16 protein-coding genes are annotated in these 21,059 nt (G+C 66.0%); 10 read left to right on the top strand and 6 right to left on the bottom strand.

All coding sequences use genetic code 11. From position 1 onward, the window contains the following. Position 1 precedes the first annotated feature (1 nt). The 5 genes from LFT44_RS17180 (at position 2) to LFT44_RS17160 (ending at position 6,988) form a co-directional block, all read left to right on the top strand. Entirely contained in the window at positions 2-2,836 is a 2,835-nt protein-coding gene (locus LFT44_RS17180; protein WP_236799620.1) for a molybdopterin-dependent oxidoreductase, read from the top strand. 86 nt (positions 2,837-2,922) lie between these two features. Then, positions 2,923-3,903, top strand: coding sequence for an aldo/keto reductase (locus LFT44_RS17175; RefSeq protein WP_236799619.1), 981 nt, complete (start codon positions 2,923-2,925; stop codon positions 3,901-3,903). Between the two features lie 102 nt (positions 3,904-4,005). Further along, positions 4,006-4,749 carry a HEAT repeat domain-containing protein gene (locus LFT44_RS17170; RefSeq protein WP_236799618.1) on the top strand — a complete coding sequence of 248 codons (744 nt, stop codon included), beginning with the start codon at positions 4,006-4,008 and terminating at the stop codon, positions 4,747-4,749. Further along, positions 4,746-5,396, top strand: a complete 651-nt coding sequence (locus LFT44_RS17165; RefSeq protein WP_236799617.1) for a uracil-DNA glycosylase — start codon at positions 4,746-4,748, stop codon at positions 5,394-5,396. Before LFT44_RS17170 ends, LFT44_RS17165 begins: the two co-directional genes overlap by 4 nt. A gap of 50 nt (positions 5,397-5,446) precedes the next feature. Beyond that, positions 5,447-6,988 carry an HNH endonuclease signature motif containing protein gene (locus LFT44_RS17160; RefSeq protein WP_236799616.1) on the top strand — a complete coding sequence of 514 codons (1,542 nt, stop codon included), beginning with the start codon at positions 5,447-5,449 and terminating at the stop codon, positions 6,986-6,988. A 98-nt stretch (positions 6,989-7,086) separates the two neighbouring features. Here LFT44_RS17160 and LFT44_RS17155 read toward each other — a convergent pair whose 3' ends face one another. Together LFT44_RS17155 and aceE are read right to left on the bottom strand one after the other, a co-directional pair. Next, on the bottom strand, positions 7,087-7,872 hold the full coding sequence (locus LFT44_RS17155) for a nucleotidyltransferase family protein (RefSeq protein ID WP_236799615.1): 786 nt from the start codon (positions 7,870-7,872) through the stop codon (positions 7,087-7,089). A 76-nt stretch (positions 7,873-7,948) separates the two neighbouring features. After that, the gene (gene aceE / locus LFT44_RS17150) at positions 7,949-10,717 is read right to left on the bottom strand and encodes a pyruvate dehydrogenase (acetyl-transferring), homodimeric type (RefSeq protein WP_236799614.1); all 2,769 of its coding nucleotides are present in this window, start codon (positions 10,715-10,717) and stop codon (positions 7,949-7,951) included. A gap of 310 nt (positions 10,718-11,027) precedes the next feature. On the opposite strand from aceE, the gene LFT44_RS17145 reads away from it, so the two are divergent. The 3 genes from LFT44_RS17145 to LFT44_RS17135 are packed head-to-tail and all read left to right on the top strand — an operon-like array spanning position 11,028 to position 14,171. Continuing rightward, positions 11,028-12,596: an NCS1 family nucleobase:cation symporter-1 gene (locus tag LFT44_RS17145; protein WP_236799613.1), complete on the top strand. Its 1,569-nt coding sequence runs from the start codon at positions 11,028-11,030 to the stop codon at positions 12,594-12,596. A 56-nt stretch (positions 12,597-12,652) separates the two neighbouring features. Continuing rightward, on the top strand, positions 12,653-13,396 hold the full coding sequence (locus tag LFT44_RS17140; protein ID WP_236799612.1) for an aspartate/glutamate racemase family protein: 744 nt from the start codon (positions 12,653-12,655) through the stop codon (positions 13,394-13,396). A gap of 13 nt (positions 13,397-13,409) precedes the next feature. After that, complete coding sequence (locus LFT44_RS17135; protein WP_236799611.1) at positions 13,410-14,171, top strand: SDR family oxidoreductase; 762 nt, start codon at positions 13,410-13,412, stop codon at positions 14,169-14,171. A gap of 44 nt (positions 14,172-14,215) precedes the next feature. Here the strand turns inward: LFT44_RS17135 and LFT44_RS17130 are convergent, their stop codons facing one another. The 3 genes from LFT44_RS17130 to LFT44_RS17120 are packed head-to-tail and all read right to left on the bottom strand — an operon-like array spanning position 14,216 to position 17,315. Then, on the bottom strand, positions 14,216-14,593 hold the full coding sequence (locus LFT44_RS17130; protein ID WP_236799610.1) for a sterol carrier family protein: 378 nt from the start codon (positions 14,591-14,593) through the stop codon (positions 14,216-14,218). 58 nt (positions 14,594-14,651) lie between these two features. After that, positions 14,652-15,668, bottom strand: coding sequence for an asparaginase (locus LFT44_RS17125; RefSeq protein WP_236799609.1), 1,017 nt, complete (start codon positions 15,666-15,668; stop codon positions 14,652-14,654). A 60-nt stretch (positions 15,669-15,728) separates the two neighbouring features. Continuing rightward, positions 15,729-17,315, bottom strand: coding sequence for a molybdopterin-dependent oxidoreductase (locus LFT44_RS17120; RefSeq protein WP_236799608.1), 1,587 nt, complete (start codon positions 17,313-17,315; stop codon positions 15,729-15,731). A 99-nt stretch (positions 17,316-17,414) separates the two neighbouring features. Here LFT44_RS17120 and purD point away from each other — a divergent pair, with 99 nt between their 5' ends. Together purD and LFT44_RS17110 are read left to right on the top strand one after the other, a co-directional pair. Further along, a complete protein-coding gene (purD, locus tag LFT44_RS17115; RefSeq protein WP_236802941.1) occupies positions 17,415-18,731 on the top strand; it encodes a phosphoribosylamine--glycine ligase in 1,317 nt (438 codons plus the stop codon). A 1-nt stretch (position 18,732) separates the two neighbouring features. After that, on the top strand, positions 18,733-19,671 hold the full coding sequence (locus tag LFT44_RS17110) for a phosphoribosylaminoimidazolesuccinocarboxamide synthase (RefSeq protein ID WP_236799607.1): 939 nt from the start codon (positions 18,733-18,735) through the stop codon (positions 19,669-19,671). A gap of 71 nt (positions 19,672-19,742) precedes the next feature. Here LFT44_RS17110 and LFT44_RS17105 read toward each other — a convergent pair whose 3' ends face one another. Further along, complete coding sequence (locus tag LFT44_RS17105) at positions 19,743-21,008, bottom strand: helix-turn-helix domain-containing protein (protein ID WP_236799606.1); 1,266 nt, start codon at positions 21,006-21,008, stop codon at positions 19,743-19,745. Positions 21,009-21,059 lie beyond the last annotated feature (51 nt).

Here is a 21,059-nt window from a genome sequence, read left to right as displayed (position 1 = left end):
CATGGCCATCGAGATCAACGGCACCCCTGCCGGCACGGCGCCGCGCCCCGGGCAGTGCCTGCGCACCTTCCTGCGGGAGCTGGGTAACACCGGCGTGAAGAAAGGCTGCGACGGCGGCGACTGCGGCGCCTGCACCGTGCACGTGGACGGAACACCGGTCCACAGCTGCATCTACCCGGCCGTGCGGGCAGAGGGGCGCTCGGTGACCACCATCGAGGGGCTGGCGGCGGCTGGAGGTGGCGGCGACGGTGACTTGCACCCCGTGCAGCAGCAGTTCATGGAGCGCCAGGGGTTCCAGTGCGGCTTCTGCACGGCGGGCATGGTGATGACGGCGGCAACGTTCGACGACGAACAAGAGGACAACCTGCCCCGGAACCTCAAGGGCAACCTCTGCCGGTGCACCGGGTACCGCGCCATTGCCGATGCGGTCTGTGGGGACGCCGGCCATCCCGCCCCCGAAGGACCGGGTTCCGGCATCGCGGGGGAAGGCCAGCCGGATCCGGAGCCGGGCCGGTTGGGCGACGACGTTCCCGCACCGGCCAGCCGGGCAGTGGTTACCGGCGCCGCCCGCTACACCTTGGACCTGCCGACGGACCAGCAGCAGGCCCTGCTGCACCTGAAGATCCTGCGCTCGCCGCACGCCCACGCCCGCGTTCTCTCCATCGACAAGGAGGCAACGCTGCAGGTTCCCGGCGTCGTGGCGGTCTTCACCCACGAGGACGCTCCGGAGCAGCTGTTCTCAACGGCGCAGCATGAGCTCTTTACCGACGACCCGGATGACACCCGGGTGCTCGATGACGTGGTGAGGTTCCGCGGCCAGCGGGTTGCCGCCGTCGTGGCTGAATCCGTCGGCGCTGCGGAAGCCGGCGTCCGGGCGCTCCGCGTGGAGTATGAGGAGCTGCCTGCTGTCTTTTCGCCGCAGGACGCGCTGCTTCCGGGCGCACCGCTGGTGCACGGGGACAGGGATGCATCCCGCTCCCGAATTGGCCGGCCGGACCGCAACGTGGTGGCGGAGCTGCACTCGGAGCTGGGAAACGTGGCCGACGGCTTCGCTGCCGCCGATTTCATCCACGAGCAGACCTACCAGACCCAGCGGGTGCAGCACGTGGCGTTGGAGACGCACGCGGCCATCGCCTCGGTGGACGCCGACGGCCGGCTGCAGGTTCGCACGTCCAGCCAGGTCCCGTTCCTGGTCCGGCGGACGCTGTGCCGGGTGTTCGGGCTGGATGAGGACAAGGTGCACGTGGTGGCCGGCCGGGTGGGCGGCGGGTTCGGCGGCAAGCAGGAAGTCCTCACCGAGGACCTCGTGGCGCTCGCAGCCCTGAAACTGAAGCGGCCGGTCCAGCTGGAACTGACCCGCACCGAGCAGTTCACCGCCACCACCACCCGGCACCCGTTCACGATCAAACTGAAGGCCGGTGCCAGCAGGGAAGGCAGGCTGACGGCCCTGGAGCTGGACGTCGTCACCAACACCGGCGCTTACGGCAACCACGGCCCTGGCGTCATGTTCCACGGTTGCGGCGAATCACTGGCCGTATACAACTGCGCCAACAAGAAGGTGGATGCGCACTCGGTGTACACCAACACGGTGCCGGCCGGTGCCTTCCGCGGCTACGGACTCAGCCAGATGATCTTCGCCATCGAGTCCGCCATGGATGAACTGGCGGCCGGAATCGGCATGGATCCGCTGGAGTTCCGCCGCCGGAACATGGTCCGCGAGGGAGACCACATGCTGTCCACCCAGCCGGATCCGGAAGAGGACGTCCACTACGGCAGCTACGGACTGGACCAGTGCCTTGACCTGGTCCGCGACGCCCTGGACCGCGGCAAGGCCCGCTACCGGGATGCAGGCCTGGACGACCTTGGCCCGGACTGGATGGTGGGGGAGGGCGCCGCCCTCTCCATGATCGACACCGTGCCCCCGCGCGGCCACTTTGCCCACTCCCGCCTCCGGCTCCTGCCGGACGGAACGTACCAGGCCGACGTCGGGACCGCCGAGTTTGGGAACGGCACAACCACGGTGCACGCGCAGCTGGCGGCCACGGCCTTGTCCACGGAGGCGTCCCGGGTGGCGGTGCGCCAGTCGGACACGGACCTGGTGGAGCACGATACCGGCGCGTTCGGCTCCGCAGGGACGGTGGTGGCCGGAAAGGCCACGCTCGCCGCTGCGGAAGAGTTGGCAGTCCGGATCCGCGCCTTCGCGGCCGGCATCCGGCAGACGCAGGCGTCCGCGTGCGTCCTCAACGGCGATGCCGTGGTGGTTGACGGAACTCCCGTGGCACTGGCTGAGCTGGCGCAGGCTGCCGCGGATGCCGGCGTCGAACTCGCCGCGGAGGGACGCTGGGGCGGTACCCCGCGTTCCGTCGCCTTCAACGTGCACGGCTTCCGGGTGGCCGTGAACCGCGGCACCGGTGAGCTGAAGATCCTGCAAAGCGTGCAGGCCGCCGACGCGGGGGTGGTGGTCAACCCGCGGCAATGCCGCGGACAGATCGAAGGTGGGATTGCCCAGGCCTTGGGTGCCACGCTGTATGAGGAAGTCGTAGTGGACGACGCCGGCAAGGTCACCACGGACATCCTCCGGCAGTACCACATTCCTACTTTCGCGGACGTGCCTCGCAGCGAGGTGTACTTCGCGGATACCAACGACAAGCTGGGGCCGCTGGGGGCGAAATCGATGAGCGAAAGCCCGTTCAATCCGGTGGCGCCGGCGCTTGCCAACGCACTCCGGAATGCCACCGGAGTGCGCTTCGCGTCCCTGCCCATCGCTCGCGACCGGATCTATTTGGGGCTCAAGGAAGCCGGGCTGGTGCCCAAGCTGGAGCGTGTGCCTTCCTAGGCCAGCCGGGGTCATACTTCCGCTGGTGCGGATGCAACCCGGGGTCGGATCTGACCCGGGGTTGCATCGTTGCATATAGTCGGGGGATGGAACAGCGGATTTTAGGCAAGACCGGACGGAACGTCTCCATCGTGGGGCTGGGTACCTGGCAGCTCGGTGCGGACTGGGGAAACGTGGATCCGGCACAGGCGCAGGCCATCCTCGCAGCCTCGGTGGAGGCCGGAGTTACCCTCTTCGACACCGCGGACGTCTATGGTGACGGCAAGAGTGAGCAGGCCATCGGGAAGTTCCTGGCGGACAACCCGGGCTCCGGCGTCACGGTTGCCACCAAGATGGGCCGGCGGGTGGAGCAGCGGCCGGAGAACTACAATCTGGCCAACTTCCGCCAGTGGGTTGACCGCTCTCGGAAGAACCTGGGCATGGACACCCTGGACCTGGTCCAGCTGCACTGCCCGCCCACCCCGGTCTACAGCAACAACGAGGTCTACGACGCCCTCGACACCCTGGTGGCGGAAGGTGCCATCCGCAACTATGGCGTCAGTGTGGAACGGACGGACGAGGCCCTCGAAGCCATCCGGCATGAAGGAACGGCCTCTGTCCAGATCATCCTCAACGCCTTCCGCCTCAAGCCGCTGGACGAGGTGCTGCCCGCCGCCAAGGCTGCAGGGGTGGGCATCATCGCCCGCGTGCCGCTGGCATCCGGTCTGCTCTCCGGCAAGTACACCAAGGACACCACCTTCGCGGAGAACGATCACCGCAACTACAACCGCCAGGGCGATGCCTTCGACGTTGGGGAGACCTTCTCCGGCGTGGACTACGAGCTGGGCCTGAAAGCCGTGAAGGAGTTCGAGCAGCTGGTCCCTTCCGGCGCTACAACGGCACAGGCGGCCATCGCCTGGATTGCTGCCCAGGACGGCGTCACTACCGTCATCCCCGGCGCACGCAACGTGGATCAGGCACGGGCCAATGCCGCCGCGGCCACGGTCAGCGTGGGCAAGGAGTTCGACGACGGGGTCCGCTGGATCTACGACCACTACTTCCGCGAGTCCATCCACCCGCGCTGGTAGCGTTCGCCGCCTGCCCCAAGCCCCACTTCGCTCGCCACGGGACCCCGGGCGGCTTTCTTACCCACTCGGCTCGGTGGCACGCCGGCGGCAAGGAGTTCAGCGATGGGCAAACGGTCGGATTACCGGGCGGTGCTGGAATTGCTTCCGCCCGGGGAGTGGACCGCCTACCTGACCGCTGAGTCCGGGCTTCCTGGGCCCCGGGGCAACCTGGAACTGGCGGCGGCGTTTGCCGATGTAGCGGAGCCGGACCTGGTCCGGCTGTGCGCCGGGAGCCCCGACGAGTACCTTGCCCTGTGCGGCGCTATTGGTCTTGGCCGGCTGCTTGTGGAGGGCGATTCTGATGCTGCCGCTACCCTGCGGGCGCTGGCGGAAGACGACCGCTGGCGGGTCCGCGAGGGGGTAGCGATGGCCCTGCAGCGCCTGGGGGATGCGGACATGCCCGCCTTGTGGGCCCTGGTGGAACGATGGGCGGACGACGCGCCGCTCGTGCAGCGTGCCGTTGCGGCCGGGATTTGTGAACCGCGGCTGCTGGGTGCTCCGGAGGATGCCGCCAGAGCGGTTGAGATCCTCGACAGGATAACCAGAGTGGTGGAAGGAACGGATCCTGCATCCCGCCGGTCGGAGCAATTCCGCGTGCTGCGCCAGGGGCTTGGATACTGCTGGAGCGTTGCCATTGCCGCGGCACCGGTCACTGGGTTCGGACACCTCGCCAAGTGGGCTCGCAGCCAGGACCGTGACGTGCGCTGGATCGTACGCGAGAACCTTCGAAAAGCGCGCCTTCACAGGGCCGATCCGTCGGCAGCAGAGCGTTTGGCTGCCGTCCTCGAGAAGTCAGGCGGCGAATGACGGCTTCAGGCATCACAGCGTTCGTTGAGCGGCTTGCGGCCGTGGAGCTCGGACCGGCGTGCACTAACTTCTTCAATCATGAAGTCCCGGAGAACGCGCTGCGCAGGCGCAACCTGGAGCTCTACCTGCAGGAGATGCTGGACCGGCAGCCCAAGGTGCTGCTGGTAGGGGAGGCACCCGGTTTCCGGGGCATGCGGATCACCGGCGTGCCATTCACCAACCGGGTTATCCTCGGAGGCCCCACCAACAGCTTCGGGCTTTTCGGCCCCGGCAAGGGGTACGTGCTGCCGCCCGAAGCTGCAGGGGTGGCTGCCGAGCCAACGGCAACGGTGCTGTGGCAGGTGCTGGAAGAGGTGGGGGCTCTGCCACTGCTGTGGAGCGCTTTCCCCTGGCACACGCACCAGCCAGGAAAGCCCTTGTCCAACCGCACGCCCAAGCCTTCGGAGACAAAGCTGGGAACTCCTTTCTGGCAGGAATTGGCGGAACTGTTCGGTACTTCCTCCATCGTGGCGGTGGGCAACGTGGCCCAGCACAGCCTGCAGCGCAGCGGCCTCACTGTGCCCAAGATTCGGCATCCTGCGCACGGGGGCAGGGCAGGTTTCAAGAGCGGGCTGGAGCAGTTGCTGGAAAGTGGGATGCAGGCCTGAGCTGAACACTTCACAGCCAGAATGTCGTACCCCTTTGTCATGATTGGTTCATGGGAAGGGCGGCGGTGGTCAAGGCTTATGCGGACATCCGGGCTGCCCTTGCTGTGCTGAATGCCGAGGTGGATTGGTGCGGTTCGGAGTCGTTTTCGGTGGTTGATCCGTTGGCTGGGTTGGCGGATGGTTGCCTGGACATTCTTGCCGGTGCCCGTGAGGTTGAAGCAGGGATTGCCGGGTTGAAGGCGAAGGCTGCGGTGATGTACGCGGAGAGCGCCAGTGCTGTTGCCGGTCCGGATGTGCCGGTGCAGGCGCAGGAGATGGCCGTCGCTGCCGAGGTCGGGTGCGTGCTGGCGCTGGGGCCGCGGGCGGCGTCGTCGTTCCTGGCCACTTCGCACGCCGTTGTTTCCTCGTTGCCGCGGACCCTTGCGGGGCTGCAGGCGGGGACGTTGTCCTGGAGTCATGCGGTGGTGATGGCTGATGAGGCCGCGAGCCTGGATGCCGCGGGGGCGGCGGCGTTGGAAGCGCACTTTTTGGACCCGGATGCCCAGGATCCGGCGAGGGGATGCCCGGTGGGGGAGATGCCGGCGCACCGGTTCAGGGTCAAGGCCCGGACGTGGCGGGAACGCCACCACGCCGAGAGCATCGAAGTGCGCCATGCCAAGGGGGTGGCGGATCGGCGGGTTGAGTTCCGGCCGGACCAGGACGGGATGGCGTGGCTGTCCGCGTGTCTGCCGGCGGAGCAGGCGTTGGCGGGGTGGAACCGGCTCACCGCGATGTCCCGGTTACTGCAGGGGCGCGCGGAGTCCCGCAGCATGTCCCAGTTGCGGGCTGACAAGTTCGCTGATGTGATTCTCGGCGGCAGTGGCGCCAGTGTCACGGATGCGATTGATGAAGCTGATGGTGGTGACGGCGATACCGGTGCCCGTGCCAGCGCCGGTGTCAATGGCAGGGCTGGACGGGAAGACGTGCCTTCCCCGATCCGGGCGCAGGTTCTGGTCACCGTTCCGGTGTTCTCCCTGATGGGCCTGACCGATGAACCGGCCATGCTGGACGGGTATGGGCCGATCCCGCCCTCGATGGCCCGGGATTTGGTGGCGAACGGCGCGGCGTCCTTCTATCGGGTGTTGGTGGATCCGCGGGATGGGGCGCCGCTGGAGATCGGCCGGGACAGTTACCGGGTGACCGGGGCGATGCGGGCCTGGCTGCGGATGCGGGACGGCAAGTGCCCGTTCCCGGGCTGCAGCAACAATTCCCTGGACAACGACGCCGACCACATCCTCGCCTGGGCCAACGGTGGCACCACCGGGATCAGCAACCTGGGACAGCCCTGCCCGAAACACCACAAACTCCGGCACAGCACCGGCTGGAAACCCACCCCGGCCACCAAGAACGAACCACCTGGCTGGACCTCACCCGCTGGCAGGCACTACCCAAGCGAACACCAGGACTGGGAACCCACCCGTTGGCCTGTTCTTCGCAACGCGGACCAGGTACCGGGGGAGGGACCGCCTGGCGTGCTTTCTGATCTCGTGCAGCTCGGGATATCCCCGGCAGACGATTGGCTGCAGTGGGTCCTGCACGCTCCATCCGCCTGACGCGGCCAGGGTAATGCTGCCCTGCCCACGCCTGACCGTCTTTGCGTGCTGTTGGGGTCGCCTGCTAGTGGTGGCCCGGTGCCTGTGGAGCTCGACTGCTACTGAAGAAGGCCCAGCTGGTCCGGCGTGTCCACGTCCTCGCCGGTGGACTGGTCGCTGCAGTCCACCTCGTCCACAAGGTCAGGATGGGAACGCAGGAAGCCGCGCGCGCCGGCGTCACCCGTCACCGTTGCGCACACGGCCTCACGCAGCGAGGCGTCGATGAGCAGGGGGTGGCCGCGCTGGAGTTGGCGCGCTTGCCCACGGTTGTCTCCGTGGGGGGCGAATCCTGGCTGTCGTGACCTGTGTTGCTGCTCTGTGTTTTCGTTCCCTCCTGCTGTCTCCTTTGGCTCAACACAGTCTCCGCGGCCAGCGTCGCCTTCGTGGCTTCGGGTGTCCGGCAGCCCGCCGTCGGAAGGCGCACGGCGGTAGGCCGCCGCAGTGACACGCCCCGGACGATGGGCGGCCAACAGCCGCCGGACAGTCTCCGGGGTCAGTCCGGGCTGGTCCACAAGGGCTATCAAAAGGTGGCTTCCGGGGTCCGCGGCGTGGTTCCCGAGCAGGAATGAGCTGCCCATGCCCGTCTGCCAGTCCGCGTTGTCTACCACTCGGAAGCGGTCGAGGCTGGCAGCTGCCTGAACTTCAGACGCTCCTGCGCCGAGGACCACCACTACTTCCCGGCAGCCGCCCTCCAGCAGTGCATTGCCGACGGACTCCACCAGCGGCCGGCCCCGGTAGGGCAACAGGGCTTTCGGTCCCAGGCCCAGACGTGTCCCGGCCCCGGCGGCAAGGAGTACTCCCGTGACAGGCGTGGCCGGGACCCTCAGATGTTCCGCGTTCCTCATAGCTGCACCCTAGCCAATGACAAAGCAGTCGGGTCAGCCTCCCACGGAGACTGCCCCGACTGCTCCTGGGTGCTTCTCAGGCGTCGCCGCCCGCCCCGCCCGTGGTGCCGGCGTTGACGTCCAGGAGCTTGTACCGGTCAATCGCGTATGACGGCGCACCCTCCTCAACTTCGCCCCTCGCCGCCAGCATCTGCAGCACTTTCACCACGATGGAGTGGGTGTCGTTCTTGAAGTAGCGGCGGGCTGCTGCGCGGGTGTCGGAGAAGCCGAAGCCGTCGGCGCCGAGGGTGGCGAATTCGTTGGGGACGAACTGCCGGATCTGGTCCGGGACTGCCTTCATGTAGTCGGATACGGCGACGATGGGGCCGGTGGCTCCTTCGAGTTGCTGGGCGACGAAGGGGACGCGGGCGGGCTGGCCGGGGTTGAGGAAGGCTTCCTCTTCGGCGGCGAGGCCGTCGCGGCGCAGTTCGTTCCAGGAGGTCACGGACCAGACGTCGGCGGAGACGTTCCAGTCATCTGCCAGCACGCGCTGGGCTTCGAGGGCCCAGGGTACGGAGACGCCGGAGGCGAGGATCTGGGTGCGGGGACTGCTTTCGTTCAGTCCTGCGGCCTTCGCCGGGGCGAGCAGGTAGATGCCCTTGATGACGCCTTCGACGTCGAGGTTCTCCGGTTCTGCGGGCTGGATGATGGGTTCGTTGTACACGGTGAGGTAGTACATGACGTTCTTGTCGCCGTTGTGTCCTTCGGACTCTGCCCCGTACATCCGTTCCAGGCCGGAGCGGACGATGTGTCCGATTTCGTAGCCATAGGCGGGGTCGTAGGTGAGTACGGCGGGGTTGGTGGAGGCCAGCAGGGGGGAGTGGCCGTCGGCGTGCTGGAGGCCTTCGCCGGTGAGGGTGGTCCGTCCTGCGGTGGCGCCGATGATGAAGCCGCGGGTCATTTGGTCCGCTGCTGCCCAGAAGGCGTCGCCGGTGCGTTGGAAGCCGAACATGGAGTAGAACACGTAGACCGGGAACAGGGGGATGCCGTGGGTGGCGTAGGAGGTTCCGGCGGCGGTGAACGCTGCCACGGCGCCGGCTTCGTTGATGCCGGGGTGGATCAGCTGGCCCGCGGGGGACTCCTTGTACGCCAGGACCAGGTCACGGTCCACCGACAAGTAATTCTGGCCGGCCGGGCTATAGATCTTGGCAGTCGGGAAGAACGCGTCCATGCCAAAGGTGCGGGACTCATCCGGCACGATGGGCACAATCCGGTTCCCGAATTCCTTGTCCCTGAGCAAATCCTTCAGCAGGCGCACGAATGACATCGTGGTGGCCGCCATTTGCTTGCCCGAACCGCGTTTGGCCACCTCATAAGACTTCGCATCCGGGAGTTCCACGGGCTGGTGTCCGCCGCGGCGCTCAGGAACGGAGCCGCCCAGTGCCCTCCTTCGTTCGAGGAGATAGGCAATTTCGGGTGCATCGAATCCGGGGTGGTAGTAGGGAGGCCGGTACGGATCGGCGTCGAGCTGCTCATCCGAGATGGGAATGCGCAGGTAGTCCCTGAACTCCTTGAGATCCCCGATAGTGAGTTTTTTCATCTGGTGGGTGGCGTTGCGGCCTTCGAAGTGGGGGCCGAGGCCGTAGCCCTTGACGGTGTGGGCGAGGATGACGGTGGGTTTGCCCTGGAATTCGGTGGCGGCCTTGTAGGCGGCGTAGACCTTGCGGTAGTCGTGGCCGCCGCGTTTGAGGTTCCAGATCTGGTCATCGGTCAGGTCCGCGACGAGGTCTTTGGTTTGCGGGGTTTTGCCGAAGAAGTGTTCGCGGACGAACCCGCCGGATTCGGCCTTGTAGGTCTGGTAGTCCCCGTCGACGGTTTCGTTCATGATCTTCACCAGGGAGCCGTCGGTGTCGCGGGTGAGCAGGTCATCCCATTCCCGGCCCCAGACGACCTTGATCACGTTCCAGCCCGCGCCGCGGAAGAACGCTTCGAGTTCCTGCATGATCTTGCCGTTGCCCCGGACCGGCCCGTCCAGGCGCTGGAGGTTGCAGTTGATCACGAAGTTCAGGTTGTCCAGGTTCTCGTTCGCGGCGAGCTGGAGCAGGCCGCGGGACTCGGGCTCGTCCATTTCCCCGTCGCCCAGGAACGCCCAGACCTGCTGGTCGGAGGTGTCTTTCAGGCCGCGGTTGTGCAGGTAGCGGTTGTTCTGGGCCTGGTAGATCGCGTTCATCGGCCCGATGCCCATGGACACGGTGGGGAATTCCCAGAAGTGCGGCATCAGGCGCGGGTGCGGGTAGGAGGACAGGGCGTGGCCCTGGCGGGACTTTTCCTGCCGGAACCCGTCCATGTCTTCCTCGGAGAGCCGGCCTTCCATGAATGCCCGGGCGTACATGCCCGGGGAGGCGTGGCCCTGGAAGAAGACCTGGTCCCCGCCGCCGGGGTGATCCTTGCCGCGGAAGAAGTGGTTGAACCCGACCTCGTACAGGGTCGCCGCGCCGGCGTAGGTGGAGATGTGGCCGCCGACGCCGATATCGGGCCGCTGCGCCCGGTGCACCATGACCGCGGCGTTCCACCGCATGTAGGCCCGGTAGCGGCGTTCGTATTCCTCGTTGCCCGGGAACTCTGCTTCCTGGTCCACCGGGATCGTGTTCACGTAATCGGTGGTGGTCACCATCGGTACACCCACGCTCTGCGCGCCCGCGCGCTGCAGCAGGCTCCGCATGATGTATTGGGCACGCTCGGTACCCTGTTCCCTGATCAACGCATCCAGGGACTCAACCCACTCGGCAGTCTCTTCCGGATCACGATCAGGCAGCTGGTTAGTCAACCCGCTGAGGATATGGGAGGTCTCTTCTCCTGCAGCCACGGCAGCCTCTTTTCATCTTTGAATGCTTGGCCTCATGTTTTCGTATTGTGAGAAAACATTATTGCTAGACGAGATTAGTAGGAGGCGTGTCCAGGGTCAACGTGATAGCCGCCACCAACCGGCCGCAGCGGCGGGTTGGAGCGAATCAACGTATTGTGACCGGCCGGGGGTGCCCGTGGCCCTTGACCCGCAGTGACCCAAGTCATACCATTATTTTCACTATTCAATATCTCGTTTCCGGTATGTGGAATAACAGAAACGACTCCCCGGTCGGCCTCACCACCCGGATTCCCAACGAATTGAGACCCTTATGCAAACCCCTCCCACGGCGGGCGTTACTGCTGAGCAGGGCCTGGCAGCGCCGTCAGCCCCCGCAGTACATACCCCCGGAAGCGTTGAAGCCTTGTGCGAATCAGCAAGCGCAGCCTCGGGCACGAGCATCAGCCCTTCCCTGTACAACTCCGATCTTGCCCCCACCAAGCGCGCCGGCCGCAGCTGGACCAGTTACAGCATCTTCACCCTGTGGGCCAACGACGTGCACAGCCTGGGCAACTACGCCTTCGCCATCGGGCTGTTCGCCTTGGGGCTGGGCGGGTGGCAGATCCTCATGGCCCTCGGCATCGGCGCGGCGCTGTTGTTCGGCCTCCTGACGCTGTCCGGATTCATGGGCGTCAAGACCGGTGTTCCCTTCCCGGTCATGAGCCGAATCAGCTTCGGCATCAGGGGGGCCCAGATCGCCAGCCTCCTCCGCGGCGCAGTGGCCGTGGCCTGGTTCGGCATCCAGACCTACCTCGCATCCGTGGTGTTCCGCGTGATGCTCGTGGCCATGTTCCCCGCGTTGGCGGACATGGACAAAGACTCCATCCTGGGCCTGTCCACCCTGGGCTGGATGGCATTTGTGACCCTTTGGGTGGTGCAGTTGGTGATCGTCAGCTTCGGTATGGAGATGATCCGCAAGTATGAGGCCTTCGCCGGCCCGGTCATTCTTGCCACCATGGCCGCCATGGCCATCTGGATCTTCGTCGAGGCAGGCGGAAGCATCGCCTGGTCCTCCGACAAGGCGCTGGAAGGGCCGGAAATGTGGCTCACCATCTTCGCCGGCGGCGCCCTGTGGGTGTCCATCTACGGCACCTTCGTCCTGAATTTCTGCGACTTCACCCGCTCGGCAGTCTCCAAGAAGGCTGTGGTGCGCGGCAACTTTTGGGGCATCCCCATCAACATGCTGGTTTTCGGCGCCATTGTGGTGGTCATGGCCGGTGGCCAGTTCAAGATCAACGGCACCATCATCAAGAGCCCCTCGGACATTGTCCAGACCATCCCCAACACGCTCTTCCTGGTCCTGGCCTGCCTTGCCCTGCTGATCCTGACCATCGCCGTGAACCTCATGGCCAACTTCGTTGCCCCGGTTTACGCACTGACCAACCTGTTCCCCAAGCGGCTGAACTTCCGCAAGGCCGCCATGGTCTCAGCGACGATCGGCTTGGTCATCCTGCCCTGGAACCTCTACAACAACCCGCTGGTCATCGTGTACTTCCTCGGTGGACTCGGTGCGCTGCTCGGCCCGCTGTTCGGCGTCGTCATGGCCGACTACTGGCTCATCCGCCGGGGGAAGGTCAACGTGCCGCAGCTCTACACGGCATCCCCTGACGGAACGTACTTCTACAAGAAGGGCGTCAACCCGCGGGCCATCATCGCCATGGTTCCGGCCGCCGTCCTGGCCCTCCTCATCGCCTTCGTCCCGGGACTGGCTGCGGCCGCTCCCTTCGCCTGGTTCTTTGCAGCAGGCATCGCCGCCACGCTCTACTTCTTCATCGCCGACCGCAACCAACGGCTGGAAGACCACGACGGTGAGGCCATCGCCGTCGTCAGCACCCACTGAGCCCCACCCCCCAGCAACCGGCCCCACAGGGACCCGGAGCACCAAAGGACTTCCCCATGCGCATACTCGTTGCCAATGTGAACACCACCTCGTCGATGACGGACTCGATTGCGGCCTCGGCACGCAGTGTGGCCGCTCCCGGTACGGAAATCATCGGCATCACCCCGAGGTTCGGCGCAGACTCCTGCGAGGGCAACTTCGAAAGCTACCTCGCCGCCATCGCCGTCATGGACGCCGTCACCTCCTACCCGGAGCCCTTCGACGCCGTTGTCCAGGCCGGCTACGGCGAGCACGGCCGCGAAGGCCTGCAGGAGCTGTTGGACGTGCCGGTGGTGGACATCACCGAAGCCGCAGCCAGCACGGCTATGTTCCTGGGTCACAAGTACTCCGTGGTGACCACCCTGGACCGGACGGTTCCCCTTATCGAGGACAGGCTGAAGCTGGCCGGACTGGACGCCAGATGTGCGTCTGTCCGTGCCAGCGGCATGGCTGTGCTGGAACTGGAGGAGGAACCCGAGCGGGCAGTGGAGGCCATCATCAATCAGGCGATGCTGGCCGTCACCCAGGACAAGGCCGAGGTCATCGTGCTCGGCTGCGGCGGCATGGCCGGGTTGGATGAGCAGATCCGGCAGCGGGCCGGAGTCCCCGTAGTGGACGGCGTGGCTTCCGCGGTGACAATCGCCGAATCCCTGATCCGGATGCGACTCTCTACCTCCAAAGTGCGGACGTTCGCTGCGCCCCGCCCCAAGACCGTCATAGGCTGGCCGCTGAACAAGCCGGCCGTGCCGGCGCAGTCCTAAGCCAGGAGACAGAATGGACACGTCCCCTCCCACTGCCCGCGTCGCCGTCGTTACCGGGGCCGGCTCCGGCATTGGCCGGGAGGTCGCCCGGCAGATGCTGGCCGACGGCTTCCGCGTGGTGCTGGCCGGCCGACGAGAAGCGCAGCTGAAGGAGACAGCGGACAGTCACCCCGACGCTCTTGTGGTGCCGTGCGACGTCACGCGGCCCGACGACGTCGAGCGCCTTTTCGAGGCTGCCCGCCGGCAGTGGGGGCGCGTGGATGTCCTGTTCAACAATGCCGGCGTGTTCGGCCCGGCAGCCGGCGTGGACGAGATTAGCCTGGACGACTGGAACGCCACGCTGGCCGTGAACCTCACAGGCTCCATGCTGTGCGCGGCCGCGGCCGTCCGGGCCATGAAAGCGCAGGTGCCGCAGGGCGGGCGGATCATCAATAACGGTTCCATCTCCGCCCATTCGCCCCGGCCCCGGACGGTCGCATACACGGTCACCAAGCACGCCATGACCGGCCTGACCAAGAGCATCGAGCTGGACGGCCGCGGCTATGGCATCACCTGCGGGCAGATCGACATCGGCAACACGGCCACGGAAATCATGGACACCATCGGCGTCGGCTCGGGGGCACTGCAGGCCGACGGCAGCCGCAAGGTGGAGCCAATGTTCCCCGTGAAGGACGCGGCGCGCGCGGTGCTGATGATGGCCAACATGCCGGCCACAGCCAGTGTTGGCTCAGTGGTGGTTACCGCGGCCGGCATGCCTTTCATCGGCCGCGGCTGACGTGCTCCGGCCGACTCGCCGCGGCTGGGGAGGAGGCGGCAGGGCTAGAGGGGCAGCAGGGCCGACAGGTCGGCCCGCAGGCCTGATGCTGCCACTTTGCCGGCAGCAACTGCATCTGCCCACCGCACCTGGCCCGTCACCATCCCAAGCCAGGTGGCGGCGTCGCACTCAATCACATTGGGCGGGGTGCCGCGCGTGTGCCGCGGCCCCTCCACGCACTGTGTGACGCCAAAGGGCGGCACACGCACCTCAACAGAGTTGCCCGGGGCGCGGGCGGTGACTTCCTCCAGCGAGTACCTCACTGCGGTGGCCAGGACCGTGCGTGGCACGGGAACGTCCGACGGCGGCTGGGCGGCTTCCAGCCATGCCTTCAGTGCTGCTTTGCCTTCCTGGACGTCGATACGACGGCGGGCTACGGCCATGCTTTCAGTCTTTCCTTTTGCGGCGGTGCGGATTTTGCGGCGGCGGGAGAACGGGGTGTCAGTCCAGAAGGGCGGAAACTGCCGGGCCCAGCCGGATCTTGCCCACCGGTCGGCCGCCGCCAAGCACCGGCTCAACCACTTTTTCCAGGGCGCTGGCAACGCCCGGAATCTCCACGGCCCCCGCTGCCGCAAGAAGGGTCAGGGCCACAAGCGAGGTGGCGCGGACATTGCCGTCGAGGATCTTGACGGCCACGGAAACGCCTTGGGGCGTGGCCATGGCCAGGACTCCCTCGGCCCCGATCTTGGCGATGACCTCCAGTTCGTCCATCACCAGCGTGTTGGCTTCGCCTCGGCCCTGCACGGCCCACGGGTAATCCAGCATCGAGGTGGCGATGGTGGCCGCCCTGGCGCTGAAGCTCTGGTCGCCGGGCGCCTTGGCCAGCTGGGAGTAGGCCCTGGCCAGCCCCTTCAGGGAAACTGCAGCTACCGGAGCGCCGCAGCCGTCGATGCCCAGGTGCGCGATCTGCTCGCCCGTGTATTCCTCGATCACGGTGCGGACCCGCTGCTGCAGGGGATGGTTGGGCTCCAGGTAGCTGTGCGTGTCCCACCCGTTTTCCGCGCAGGCCCAAAGGAATGCTGCGTGCTTCCCGGAACAGTTGTAGGCCAGCCGCGACTTCCCCTTTTCCGAGCGCACCAGCCAGTTGCGGGCCGTCTCGTCCTGGGGCCAGGCTTCGGGGCACTGCAGCTGGTCTTCACGGACGCCGGCGGCCTTGAGCATGCCAGCCACCACGTCCATGTGGTCCAGTGACCCGGTGTGGCTGCCGCAAGCGATGGCCACCTGGGCGCCGCGCAGCGGAACCCCGGACTGCATGGATGCCAGCGCCTGGAACGGCTTCAGGGTGGACCGGGCGTAGATGGGGGTGTTGATGTCGCCAAGCTCGGTGACCACTGACCCTTCGGCGGACAGAAGGACGGCGGAACCGATGTGCCGCGACTCCACAAAGCCGCTGCGTTCGATCACGGCCAGTTCGACGGCGGAGTCCACGGTGAAGGTGGCATGCGGATTATGCGGCATACCGTCAGTCTATGGGCCAGCCTGCCACTGCACGGGGACCCGCCACTGAGCGCTGACCATCTACTGCACGGTCACCATTACCGACTGCCAGCCGGAGGCGCCATCCGGAACCGGGTCGGCACGCTTGTCCGTTTGGATTTCGCCGGTGCCGTCGGTGGCCCGGACCTTGATGTAGTGCGGGCCGGGCGTGGCGTCCCACTCGTAGGACCACTGGCGCCAGGTGATGGTGGACGCTTCGGCCGACAGGGTGGTTTCCATCCACTCGCCGTTATCGATCTGAATCTCAACCTTGGTGATGCCGCGCGTCTGGGCCCAGGCGGTGCCGCCCACGGCAACCTTCCCGGCAGGCACCTTGGCGAAGGACTTGGGCACCTCCACGCGTGCCATGGTCTTGATGGGACCGCGCTCGGACCAGCCGCGGTTGGTCCAATACGCCTTGTTGTCGGCGAAGCGGGTCACTTCCAGGTCAACCACCCACTTGGTGGCGGAGACGAATCCGTACAGGCCCGGAACCACCATCCGTACGGGGTAGCCGTGCTCCAGAGGAAGGGGCTCGCCGTTCATGCCGATGGCCAACATGGCGTCGCGGTCGTCCTGCAGGACCTCCAGGGGAGTGGAGGCGCTGAAGCCGTCGATGGAGGTGGACAGCACCATGTCCGCCCCGTCCTTGGGCTTGGCCCGGGCCAGGACCTCGCGGATGGGAAGGCCAAGCCACTTGGCGTTTCCGGCCAGGTTGCCGCCCACCGGGTTGGAAACGCAGGTGAGGGTAACGTGCGATTCGATCAGTTGAGCATCCAGCAGGTCCTGGAAAGTGAGCGTCACTTCCTGCTCCACCAGCCCGTGCACGCGCAGTTCCCAGTCGTTGACGTTGATTTCTGGAACGCTTAGGGCCGTATCGATGCGGTAGAACTCATTGTTGGGTGTCAGCCAGGGGGTAACGCCCTGAACGGGGGACTGGACGCCCGCGGGTACGGGCGGTGCAGCCTTGGCCGGTGCCGGCAGCCGGAGGGCCTCCCTGGCCTGGGCCACATTGTTGCGCGCGGCACCCAGCAACCGCCCGCCGGTCGCCGCGATTCCCGCAGCCACCGCGGTGATCCCCGCGGCGGTGAAGAAACCCCGGCGGCTGGTGCCTTCGCCGCTTTGCCGGGCGTCGCCGTCGTACGCTGTGTCCGCCGGCGCTTCGGGCCATTCCTTCATCCCCCACAGCGGCACCAGCAGGCGGCGCAGGACCACCAGACCCGCCACCGTTCCCAGCACGGACGGGATGGCGTCCACGGCGCTGACACCCGCGCGGCTCACGACGCAGGCAACGATCACGGCGCCCATGAACAGGACCCCCAACACGCCCAACGCCCACTTCCGGTAGGCCACCACGCCAAGAATGCAGGCAAGCACCGCGATGGTGAGGCCCATGCCCACGAACAGGGCGGCCTTGTCATTGGTGCCGAAGGTGGCGATCGCAAAGTCCTTCAGCCACGGCGGCGTGAAGTCGATGAAGGTGGAGCCCAGGGCAAACAGCGGCGTGGCCCTGGCGGTGAAGAATGCGCCGATCAGCTCCGCAACGGCAAGTACGACGGCGGCCGCCACCACGCCTGCCAAAGCGGCCATGGCGGCGGTGCCGGTTTTCCGGTTTCGAAGCGTTGTCATGTGTATGGTTCGGAGCGGCCGGGGCCGCGGATTGACGGGCCGGGCAGGGAAGGTCACAGCTTAGGAGCCGGAAGGGTGCACAAAGTACCCTTGGAGACTGTGAAGGTACTCGTCATTGGCCCCGGAGGCCGCGAACACGCCATTGTCCGCTCCCTGCTCGCCGACCCGAACGTGTCCGAGGTCCACGCGGCGCCGGGCAATGCCGGCATCAGCAAGCTGGTCCCTACCTACAACATCAACGGCAACGATCCCGAGGCGGTTGCGGAACTGGCCACCCGGCTGGGCGTGGACCTCGTGGTGGTGGGCCCCGAGGCTCCGCTGGCCGCCGGTGTCTCCGATGCCGTGCGCGAAGCCGGCATCCCCGTCTTCGGACCCAGCATGGCGGCGGCACAGCTGGAGGCCTCCAAGGCTTTTGCCAAGGAAGTCATGGCAGAAGCCGGGGTACCCACGGCGATGGCCATGGTGGCCACCAATGCCGAGGAAGCAGCGTCAGCACTGGACACCTTCGGCGCCCCCTATGTGGTGAAGGACGACGGCCTGGCCGCCGGCAAGGGCGTGGTGGTCACCAGGAACCGCGACGAAGCCCTGGCCCACGCGCAGTCCTGCTTCGACGCCGGCGGATCAGTGGTGATCGAGGAGTTCCTGGACGGGCCCGAAGTTTCCCTGTTTGTGCTCTGCGACGGGCAGAACACCGTTGCGCTCACACCGGCGCAGGATTTCAAGCGCATCTTCGACAACGACGAAGGCCCCAACACCGGCGGCATGGGCGCCTACACCCCGCTTGAGTGGGCCCCTGAAGGGCTGGTGCAGGAGGTCCTGGACCGGGTGGCCCAGCCCACCGTCAACGAGATGGCCCGCCGCGGCACCCCGTTTGTCGGCGTGCTGTTCGTCGGCCTGGCCCTCACCTCACGCGGTACCCGCGTTATCGAATTCAACGTGCGCTTCGGCGACCCCGAAACGCAGGCGGTCCTCGCCCGGCTCAAGACGCCCCTCGGCGCCCTGCTCATGGCGGCTGCCAAGGGCGAACTGGACAAGGCAGAGGAGCTGCGCTGGTCCAAGGAAGCCGCTGTCGCCGTCGTCGTAGCCTCGGAAAACTACCCGGACAAGCCGCGCACAGGTGACCGGATCCGCGGACTCAAGAAGGTGGAAGCGCTTGAGGGCGTGCACGTCATCCACGCCGGAACCGCCCTGGATGATGAAGGCAAAGTAGTTTCCGCCGGCGGCCGCGTCCTGGCCGTCGTAGCCCTGGGCAGCGACCTGGTGGAGGCCCGCGAAAGAGCCTACGACGGCGTGGAGCTGGTCCAGCTGGAAGGCTCGCAGTTCCGCAGCGACATCGCCCGCAAAGCCGCCCGTGGCGAAATCAAGGTTCCCTACGGCGCCACGGGTTCAATGCCCATCGTGAAAGCAAAGGCCTGACATGACTGACACTTCAGAAAACCGCGGCTACGCCACCGAGACGCTTGACCTGCCCGGTTGGAAGCATGTCTATTCCGGCAAAGTGCGCGACCTCTATGAGCCCGCCGATGAGTCCATCCTGCAGCGCTTGGGCCAGGACTGCGTGCTGGTGGTGGCCAGCGACCGGATCAGCGCCTACGACCACGTGCTGTCCAGTGAAATCCCTGACAAAGGGCGCATCCTCACGCAGCTGAGCCTCTGGTGGTTCGACCAGTTGGGCGTTGAGCACCACGTGCTCGGTTCCACTGTGGAGGACGGCGTGCCGGCCGAGGTTGAGGGCCGGGCCATGATCTGCAAGAAGCTGGATATGTTCCCGGTGGAGTGCATTGCCCGCGGCTACCTCACCGGTTCCGGGCTCCTTGAGTACAAGGCCTCGGGCACGGTCTGTAACATCCCGCTGCCCGAAGGGCTGGTGGACGGATCCCGGCTGGAGCACGCCATCTTCACCCCGTCGGCGAAGGCTTTGATCGGCGAGCACGACGAGAACATCACCTATGACGCCGTGGTGGCGCTGGTGGGGGACGACATCGCCGCCCGCCTGAAAGAGCTGACGCTGAAGATCTACACCACCGCGGAAAAGATCGCCCGGGAGCGCGGCATCATCCTGGCGGACACCAAGGTGGAGTTCGGATACGACGCCGTCTCCGGGTCCATCACCCTGGGCGATGAGGTACTGACCCCGGATTCCTCGCGGTTCTGGGACGCCAGCACCTATAAACCGGGCCAGGCCCAGCCGTCCTACGACAAGCAGTATGTGCGGGACTGGCTGACCTCCGCCGAGTCCGGCTGGGACAAATCCTCCGACACCCCGCCGCCTGCGCTTCCAGCCGACGTGGTCGAGCGCACCCGCAGCCGGTACGTTGAAGCGTACGAGAGGATCACAGGAAAGACGTTTTCCTAGCTGTTCAGACCGAAGCCAGGTAGGCCCGAAAGCCGGCCAGGTAAGCCTCCCGCTTACTTGGCCGGCTTTATTTAGCTTGCTTTAGCCGCTGCTGCCGCTCTTTTTTGCGCGAGCTTTATTTCCAGGATCGCATCCAGCGCCTGCTGAACCCGGTCTTGGGCGCCGGCAGTAGCGAAGGCTTTCTGGGCTTCCTCAAGGTGGACCAATGCTTCGTCGTTGTCACCCGCGGCCTTGAGGGACTTGCCCAGGAGCAGGGAGACCTCACCGGCGGTGTGCTTTGCGAGGTGTTGCCGCTCGGCATGGATTTCGCGCAGCTTCTCGACTGCGGCAACGATGTCCCCCGTGAGATATAGCCAGCGGGCGCGAATGAAGGCAACTTCCAGTTGGTCCGACTTGTTGCCGCCCACGATGGACAACGCCAGTTCTGCGCGCTCGATGGCTGACAGGGTTTCCGGCTCAACGATCCCCGAAGAAAGCCTCACCGCGGCGGATGCCTTATTGAACCGCGCCCAGAGGCCGATGTCGTTGGCGGGGGACAGGAGACGGGCTGCCCGCTCGTGGTGCTTGACGCCTTCTGCATAGTCATGCCGCATGAAGGCAACGTTTCCCACTACCCAGGCCACTTCGCCAGCGAGTTGGGTCATGGAAAGCTCGTCCACGTGATCAATCATGGCCTGGCAGTACTTCCAGGCCTCATCGAGCCGACCGCTTTCCGCAAGAGCGCCGATCAGGGCGTGATGGGCGTTGACGATAAGGGTGGATCCCTTGGGGAGTTGCCTGCATAGATCTACAGCTTGGATCCCCTGATCAACTGCAAGGCTTAGCTGGCCTTGTCCCTGATAGATGCCTGCAAGCATTTGGTGCGCCCGTACCGCCAGTCCCGCGGATTCCCTTGCCATAGGGTGTTCCAGTAGGTGCTGCATGATTTTCTGGGCCTCGCGCCAGTTGCCCTGCTTGATGAGGCATTCGGCCTGCATATAGGTCATGTTCCACCAAGCGCTGGTGTTGCGTCCTTCAAGGGCGATCTTGGCGGCTGTGGCAGCATGGCTCGCCGCCAGAGGATAGTCGCGAAGATCCCATGCTTGGCGTGCATAGAGGCCGGCAAGCACGTATTCCGCATCGCTGACAGAAATCGGTTGGCTCCAAGCCTCCAGCGCCTTAGGTGCCAACTCCAGCCTGCGGGCCAGTTCTTCAATGACTTCAGCCGTTGGTTCACGCCGGCCCGTCTCTAGCAGCGAGATGTAACTGGGTGAATACAGGTCCTTGCCCAGTTCGGCCTGCGTCAGTCCACGCTCAAGGCGCTCCGCGCGGAGTTTCTCTCCGAACCCGTTGCCCACGCGTTTCCTCCTTCTGGACACTCGGCCTGCCGAATGCTTGACAGGCCCTGT

The organism is Arthrobacter sp. FW306-05-C, from assembly GCF_021801725.1.
Taxonomy (GTDB): domain Bacteria; phylum Actinomycetota; class Actinomycetes; order Actinomycetales; family Micrococcaceae; genus Arthrobacter.
This window is presented reverse-complemented; position numbering and strand designations above follow the sequence as displayed.

What these genes read in the sequence shown, in the direction of transcription:
- LFT44_RS17180 (WP_236799620.1), top strand. Translation starts at nt 2, where the DNA reads ATGGCCATCGAGATCAACGGCACCCCTGCCGGCACGGCGCCGCGCCCC.
- LFT44_RS17175 (WP_236799619.1), top strand. Translation starts at nt 2,923, where the DNA reads ATGGAACAGCGGATTTTAGGCAAGACCGGACGGAACGTCTCCATCGTG.
- LFT44_RS17170 (WP_236799618.1), top strand. Translation starts at nt 4,006, where the DNA reads ATGGGCAAACGGTCGGATTACCGGGCGGTGCTGGAATTGCTTCCGCCC.
- LFT44_RS17165 (WP_236799617.1), top strand. Translation starts at nt 4,746, where the DNA reads ATGACGGCTTCAGGCATCACAGCGTTCGTTGAGCGGCTTGCGGCCGTG.
- LFT44_RS17160 (WP_236799616.1), top strand. Translation starts at nt 5,447, where the DNA reads ATGGGAAGGGCGGCGGTGGTCAAGGCTTATGCGGACATCCGGGCTGCC.
- LFT44_RS17155 (WP_236799615.1), bottom strand. Translation starts at nt 7,872, where the DNA reads ATGAGGAACGCGGAACATCTGAGGGTCCCGGCCACGCCTGTCACGGGA.
- LFT44_RS17145 (WP_236799613.1), top strand. Translation starts at nt 11,028, where the DNA reads ATGCAAACCCCTCCCACGGCGGGCGTTACTGCTGAGCAGGGCCTGGCA.
- LFT44_RS17140 (WP_236799612.1), top strand. Translation starts at nt 12,653, where the DNA reads ATGCGCATACTCGTTGCCAATGTGAACACCACCTCGTCGATGACGGAC.
- LFT44_RS17135 (WP_236799611.1), top strand. Translation starts at nt 13,410, where the DNA reads ATGGACACGTCCCCTCCCACTGCCCGCGTCGCCGTCGTTACCGGGGCC.
- LFT44_RS17130 (WP_236799610.1), bottom strand. Translation starts at nt 14,593, where the DNA reads ATGGCCGTAGCCCGCCGTCGTATCGACGTCCAGGAAGGCAAAGCAGCA.
- LFT44_RS17125 (WP_236799609.1), bottom strand. Translation starts at nt 15,668, where the DNA reads ATGCCGCATAATCCGCATGCCACCTTCACCGTGGACTCCGCCGTCGAA.
- LFT44_RS17120 (WP_236799608.1), bottom strand. Translation starts at nt 17,315, where the DNA reads ATGACAACGCTTCGAAACCGGAAAACCGGCACCGCCGCCATGGCCGCT.
- LFT44_RS17110 (WP_236799607.1), top strand. Translation starts at nt 18,733, where the DNA reads ATGACTGACACTTCAGAAAACCGCGGCTACGCCACCGAGACGCTTGAC.